Source organism: Micromonospora sp. NPDC049101, assembly GCF_040648675.1.
Classification (GTDB): Bacteria; Actinomycetota; Actinomycetes; order Mycobacteriales; family Micromonosporaceae; genus Micromonospora.
Map to the genome: position 1 here is coordinate 278,637 of NZ_JBEZED010000008.1, position 6,580 is coordinate 285,216.

The 6,580-nt window shown below is 71.5% G+C and carries 6 protein-coding genes; 2 read left to right on the forward strand and 4 right to left on the reverse strand.

Going from position 1 to position 6,580, the window contains the following annotated elements; all coding sequences use genetic code 11:
- Nucleotides 1-346 precede the first annotated feature (346 nt).
- The 4 genes from AB0B57_RS14200 to purS all read right to left on the reverse strand — a co-directional run bounded on the left by AB0B57_RS14200 (nt 347) and on the right by purS (nt 4,787).
- A complete protein-coding gene (locus AB0B57_RS14200) occupies nt 347-1,102 on the reverse strand; it encodes a 2-phosphosulfolactate phosphatase (RefSeq protein ID WP_357068978.1) in 756 nt (251 codons plus the stop codon).
- Nucleotides 1,103-1,106: 4 nt separating this feature from the next.
- A complete protein-coding gene (gene purL / locus AB0B57_RS14205) occupies nt 1,107-3,776 on the reverse strand; it encodes a phosphoribosylformylglycinamidine synthase subunit PurL (protein WP_357068934.1) in 2,670 nt (889 codons plus the stop codon).
- Between the two features lie 67 nt (nt 3,777-3,843).
- Nucleotides 3,844-4,527, reverse strand: a complete 684-nt coding sequence (gene purQ, locus AB0B57_RS14210) for a phosphoribosylformylglycinamidine synthase subunit PurQ (RefSeq protein WP_238685297.1) — start codon at nt 4,525-4,527, stop codon at nt 3,844-3,846.
- Entirely contained in the window at nt 4,524-4,787 is a 264-nt protein-coding gene (gene purS, locus AB0B57_RS14215) for a phosphoribosylformylglycinamidine synthase subunit PurS (RefSeq protein WP_184180400.1), read from the reverse strand. The genes purQ and purS overlap by 4 nt, the downstream gene beginning before the upstream one ends.
- Nucleotides 4,788-5,143: 356 nt before the next feature.
- On the opposite strand from purS, the gene AB0B57_RS14220 reads away from it, so the two are divergent.
- Complete coding sequence (locus AB0B57_RS14220) at nt 5,144-5,827, forward strand: trypsin-like serine protease (RefSeq protein ID WP_357068937.1); 684 nt, start codon at nt 5,144-5,146, stop codon at nt 5,825-5,827.
- Nucleotides 5,828-5,851: 24 nt separating this feature from the next.
- Nucleotides 5,852-6,415: a YbjQ family protein gene (locus AB0B57_RS14225; RefSeq protein WP_357068980.1), complete on the forward strand. Its 564-nt coding sequence runs from the start codon at nt 5,852-5,854 to the stop codon at nt 6,413-6,415.
- Nucleotides 6,416-6,580: the final 165 nt, after the last annotated feature.

Sequence of the window (6,580 nt, forward strand, 5' to 3'; positions counted from 1 at the left end):
GCGGCTACGACGACCGCGGTTACGACCAGGGCGGCTACGGTCAGCCGCCGGCCGGGCGGGCGCGGCCGGAAACCCCGCCGCAGACCGACCGGGGCGGTCGACGCCTCGACTGGCTGGACGACTGACCGACCACACCGCACGAAAACGGCCACCCGGAGTTCCGGGTGGCCGTTTCGCGTCAAGATCCACTCGTGGTCAAGAAAGTCGCGGTGTCCCGCACACCTGGACACCCCGCTTTCATGAAACCCGAGTTGATCAGCCCGAACGCGCGGCCCGGCCCGGCTTGATCACCGCGATCGCACGGCACCGCTCGGCTTGATCCGCCCAGCGCCGGCTTGGTCGCCGCTCAGGCGGCGGAGAAGACGCCCTGACGGAGCACCGGCACGACGTTCGAGACGCCGACCCGGACGGCGACGTCCACGTCCTCGGCGAAGCCGCCCTCGGTCAACTCCCGCCCGGAAACGCTTCCGCGCACCGCGGCGGGCACGTCCGGAGTGCTCGCCAGCGCGGCAAGTGCCATGGCCGCCTCCACGGACAACCCGCCCGGTACGCCGGAGAGGGCGTCGAGCACCGAGGCGGCACCGAGTTGGTCCTCCACCGACGGGCGCAACGACCCGTCCGGCCACCGCTCTCCGGACGCGATCACGCCGATCGGGGCGTCCACTGTGCCGTACCCCTGGCGGCGCAACCAACGCCCGACGGCCGGTGCGTTACGCAGGCACGCCGCGACCACCGGCAGGCCGGTGGCGCTGGCGGCGGCGCTGATGGCCGAGCCGTTCGGCGAGGGGAGCACCAGGTCCGCCACCACCGGTGCCGTGCTCAGAGCAGCGGGCGAGAGCGACCACGGATGCTCCGCGGTCACCTTCCGTCGGCCCACCGCCGCGACCGCGCCGACACGCACCGCGTACTCGGCGGCCTGCTCACCCCAGGGGAACGGGTGCACCCGCATGCCCCGGGCGACCGCCACCTCCACGGCGGTGGTGAACGACAGCACGTCCACCACCACCAACGCCGCGCAGACCCGGCCGAGTTCGGCCGCCCCGGTCAGCCCCCAGTCGAACCGCGCACCGGAGCCGGGTTGGCCGTAGACGGCGGCCGCCAACGCCTCAGCGCTCGTCAGGCGACGGCTCGGTGACACCGGTGTCAGACTCGGACGACCCACCGGGCTGTGCCGGACCGATCGGCTCGACGGCGCCGGCCGCCGGGGAAGGCCCCGAGGACGCGATCGGCTCGGAGAGCACCTCGGCCGGGTCGATCGGCTGGGCCGGGGCGACCGGCAGCGGTACGGCTTCGACCGCACCCGCCACACCGGCGGCCGGCGCGGGCACCTCGACGGCCGCCGAGCCCCCGAAGATGCGGGGCAGCGTCTCGGTGTGCGCCCTGCGCAGCTCGTCCAGCTCGATCCGGAACTGGCCGTGCACCTCAAGGGCGCCGCCGGTCGGGTCGGTGACACCGATCAGCTCGAACGGCACCCCACGCTCGGCGCAGAGCGCCGCGAACGCCTTGTCGTGGCCGCGCGGCACCGACACCAGCGCCCGGGTGGCGGACTCGCTGAACAGGTAGACGAACGGCATCGAACCCTCGGCGAACTGCTCCGGCACCGCGATGCGGGCGCCGACGCCGCGCCGCAGGCAGGACTCGACGAGGCTCTGGGCGAGGCCGCCGTCGGAGAGGTCGTGCGCGGAGGCGAGGTGACCGACCCGGGCCGCCTCGGCCAGCAGGTCGGCGAGCGCCTTCTCCCGCGCGAGGTCGACCTGCGGCGGGATGCCGCCGAGGTGCTCGTGCGTCACCCAGGCCCACTCCGAGCCGGACAGCTCCACGTTCGTCTCGCCGAGCAGGTAGAGCTGGTCGTGATCGCCACCGGGCCGCGGGACGAAGCCCATCGGCACCCGGTCGGCGACGTTGTCCAGCACGCCCAGCACGCCGACCACCGGGGTCGGGTGGATGGCCGCCGCTCCGGTCTGGTTGTAGAAGCTGACGTTGCCGCCGGTCACCGGGATGCCCAGCTCCACACAGCCGTCCGCCAGGCCGCGCACGGCCTCGGCGAACTGCCACATCACGCCCGGGTCCTCCGGGGAGCCGAAGTTGAGGCAGTTGGTGACGGCGATCGGCTTCGCGCCGGTCACCGCCACGTTCCGGTACGCCTCGGCCAGGGCCAGCTTGGTGCCGTGGTACGGGTCGAGTCGGGTGTACCGCCCGTTGCCGTCGACCGACAGCGCCACGCCGAGCCCGGTCCGCTCGTCGATCCGGATCACGCCGCCGTCCTCCGGCTGGGCGAGCACGGTGTTGCCCAGCACGTAACGGTCGTACTGCTCGGTGACCCAGGTCTTGTCGGCCAGGTTGGGCGACGCGATCATGCGCAGCACGGTCTCCCGCAGCGCCTCCGGGTCGGCCGGGCGGGGCAGCGTCTCGGCCCGGTCGGCCTGGAGCAGGATCAGGTCGGCCGGCTCACGCATCGGCCGGGCGTAGACCGGGCCGTCGTCGACGAGCGAACCCGGCGGCACGTCGACGACCAGGTGGTCCTGCCAGGTGATCAGCAGTCGGCCGGGGCGGCCGTCCGGCTCCGGTGGGGTGACCTCGCCGATCGCGGTGGCGAGCACGCCCCACTTCTCGCAGGTCTTGAGCACCGCTTCCAGCTTGTCCGGTGCGACGACCAGCAGCATCCGCTCCTGCGACTCGCTGGCCAGGATCTCGTGCGGGTCCATCGAGGGCTCGCGCAGCGGCACCCGCTCCAGCCAGACCCGCATGCCGGTGCCGGCCGCGGCGGCGGTCTCGGTGAGCGCGCAGGTCAGGCCGGCGCCGCCGAGGTCCTGGATGCCGACCACCAACTGGCCGTCGTACAGCTCCAGGCAGGCCTCGATCAGCAGCTTCTCGGTGAACGGGTCGCCGACCTGCACGGCGGGCCGGCGTGCCTCGCTGCCCTCGTCGAAGGTCGCGCTGGCCAGCACCGACACGCCGCCGATGCCGTCCCGGCCGGTCTTGGCACCCATGAGTACGACAACGTTGCCCGGGCCAGCCGCTGCCTTGTTCTGCAGGCGCTCGACCGGCAGCACACCCAGGCAGAGCGCGTTGAGCAGCGGATTGCCCTGGTAGGAGGGGTCGAAGACCAACTCACCACCGATGTTCGGGAGGCCGAGGCAGTTGCCGTAGCCGCCGACGCCGGCAACCACACCGGTGAGCACCCGGGCGGTGTCCGGGTGGTCCGCGGCGCCGAAACGCAGCGGGTCCATCACGGCGACCGGGCGGGCACCCATGGCGAGGATGTCCCGGACGATGCCACCGACGCCGGTCGCCGCACCCTGGTACGGCTCGACGAAGCTGGGGTGGTTGTGCGACTCGACCTTGAAGGTCACCGCCAGCTCGTCGGAGACCTGCACGACACCGGCGTTCTCACCGATGCCGGCGAGCAGCCGGTCGCTGTGCACGGCCTTCTCGCCGAACTGGCGCAGGTGCACCTTGCTCGACTTGTAGGAGCAGTGCTCACTCCACATGATCGAATACATGGCCAGCTCGGACTGCGTGGGCCGACGGCCGAGGATCTGCCGGATCCGGTCGTACTCGTCGTCACGCAGGCCCAGCTCGGTGTACGGCTGGAGCTCGCCCGGGGTGCCACCGGCGCGCGGCACGGTGTCCACGCCCTCGGTCCAGACGGCAGCGGCCAGCTGGGCGGGAGCGGCCGCCGGAGCGACGGGCTGCGCCGGGCTCGGCTCGGCCGGCTGCGCCGGGGCGGAGTACGCCTCGGGCGTGTCGCGTACCGGGTCCGGATGGGTGGTCATGACCTCTCCTCGCTGCGCTCGTGCCCGCCAGAGATGCGGTTGAGCTGACCGATGGCCGTGTCGCCGGTCACGCCGGCGCCCCGACCAGGTGCTTGAGGACCGACGTGAAGAAGCCGAGGCCGTCCAACGAGGGACCGGTGAGCGCCTCCACCGCGTGCTCGGGGTGCGGCATGATGCCGACCACGTTGCCCGCGGCGTTGGTGATCGCGGCGATGTCGCGCTGCGACCCGTTGGGGTTGCCGCCGACGTACCGGGCCACCACTCGGCCCTCGGCTTCGAGCTGGTCCAGCGTCGCGGTGTCCGCGACGTAGCAACCCTCGCCGTTCTTGACCGGGATCAGCACCTCCTGGCCGGGCTGGAACGCGTTGGTCCACGCGGTGCCGGCCGACTCGATGCGCAGGACCTGGTCCCGGTTGCGGAAGTGCAGGTGCTGGTTGCGGGTGAGCGCGCCGGGCAGCAGGTGCGCCTCGCACAGGATCTGGAAGCCGTTGCAGATGCCCAGCACCGGCAGGCCACCCTGGGCGGCGTCCACGATCGTCTCCATCACCGGGGCGAACCGGGCGATGGCGCCGCAGCGCAGGTAGTCACCGTAGGAGAAGCCGCCGGGCAGCACGACCGCGTCCACCCCGTGCAGATCCGGGTCACCGTGCCAGAGCCGGACCGGCTCGGCACCGGCGATGCGGACGGCTCGGGCCGCGTCCCCGTCGTCGAGCGAGCCGGGGAAGGTGACCACACCGACCCGGGCGGTCACGAGCGGGCGTCCGCGGTCTCGTCGGCCTCGACCAGGCGGATGGTGAAGTCCTCGATGACCGGGTTGGCGAGCAACTTGTCGGCAATCTCCCGAGCGCGGTCCAGGTCCGGTTCACCGGTGAACTCGATCTCGATCCGCCTGCCGATCCGAACCGAGGCGACGTCACCGACGCCGAGCCGGGGCAGCGCGTTTGCGACGGCCTGGCCCTGCGGATCGAGGATCTCGGGCTTGAGCATGACGTCGACGACGACGCGAGGCACTGGGCACTCCTGACTGTGTACGCAGTTGGGTGCCGACCCACAACGGGCGAGCGCAGCCAGCGTACCTGGCAGATATCGCCGCGCCCGCACCGGCCGCCCGCAGTTCAGGCAGTGATCGACATTGCCGGCACCCAGGGTGACCCAGGGAGCGCGACAGGCGGCCTCAGCAGGACAAACATGGCGCCGCGGGTGGCCGAATCGTTACATTGATCCATCCCGATCAACATCTTGATAACGATGGTCCCGGGCCCTATCGTACATCGACATAAGTCGATTTAGGCGGCGGTGGGGACCTCCCTCCGTCGCCCTTCCGCACCCGGCGACCCCGGGTCCGCCCCACCCAAGGAGTCCACCCGATGCGCATCCGCCCCCTGCTCGCCGTGCTCAGCACCGCCCTGGTCGGCGCCCTCGGCGCCGCGTCCGGCGCGTCCGCCGCCCCACCCGGCCCGCAACCCATCATCGGCGGCAACACCGTCTCGTCCGCGCCCTGGGCCGCCGCGGTGCTGAGCAACGGCTCGTTCACCTGCTCCGGCAGCGTCATCGCCGCACAGTGGGTGCTCACTGCCCGGCACTGCATCAGCGGCACCATGTCGGTCCGGGTCGGCAGCGTCTACCGCGCCTCGGGTGGCGTCACCCGTACGGTCAGCGCCACCTACACCCGCAACGATCTCGCCCTCATGCGGCTCTCCAGCACCGTCAGCACCTCGACGGTCACCCTGGCCAGCAGCAACCCACCCATCAACTCGACCAACTCGATCTACGGCTGGGGCATGACCTGCTACAGCGGCTGCTCCGCATCCAGCCAACTGAAGACCGCCACCGTGCGGGTGACAAGCAACAGCGTCACCGACGCGTACGGCGGGCAGGCGATCCGCAGCACCGAGATCAGCGGTAACGCGTGGCGGGGCGACTCGGGTGGCCCACAGTTCTACAACGGCCAGCAGGTCGGCGTCGCCTCCACCGCCGACGGCTACAGCATCCAGAACTACGGCAGCGTTGCGTACAACCGGGCCTGGATCACCTCGGTGGCCGGTGTCTGACGGTTAACGCCCCGCGCGGTGCGGATGGTCGGCTGCGTGTCGGCCGTCCGCGCCGCGCTGTTTTGCAGCATCCGATCAGGTGAACAATGCACCCGATCGGGTCGCGCCACTCCTGACAGCATCGGAACCGTGCTGGTCGTGACGACAGAGCAACTGCCCGGCTATGAGATCCGCCAGATTCTCGGTGAGGTGGTGTCCTCGATGGCCAGGACACGCAACCCGTACCGCGAGGGGGTCAAGAACCTGCGCGGTGGCGCGTACGACCCGATGGCCCCGGACAACCTGACCCGGTGGCGCACCGACTCGGTGTCCCGGCTCGGCGAGGAGGCCCTGCGGCTCGGCGCGAACGCGGTGATCGGCATGCGCTTCGACAGCCGCGACTGCGGCGAGATGTGGATGGAGATCTGCGCCTACGGAACGGCGGTGGTCGCCGTACCCAAGATGCCCGAGGTCATGCCGGCCGACCAGCCGGCGGTCGCCGCGGAGACCGCGGAGGTCGCAGGCTTCACGGAGTCTCCCGGCGGCATAGCCGAACCAGCAAGCGCCCCCAACCTAAGAACAGCAGCAGAAACCGCAACCGGCGACTAACCCACCCCACCCAACCCACCCACCCTCGCCTCGCCTCGCCTCGCCTCGCCTCGCCTCGCCACCCCGCGTTGATCATGGAGTTATTGCCCTACGCACCGGCGTGTCGCAGCAATAACTCCATGATCAACGCGGGGTGGGGTGGGGGGTGGGGGGTGGGGGTGGGGG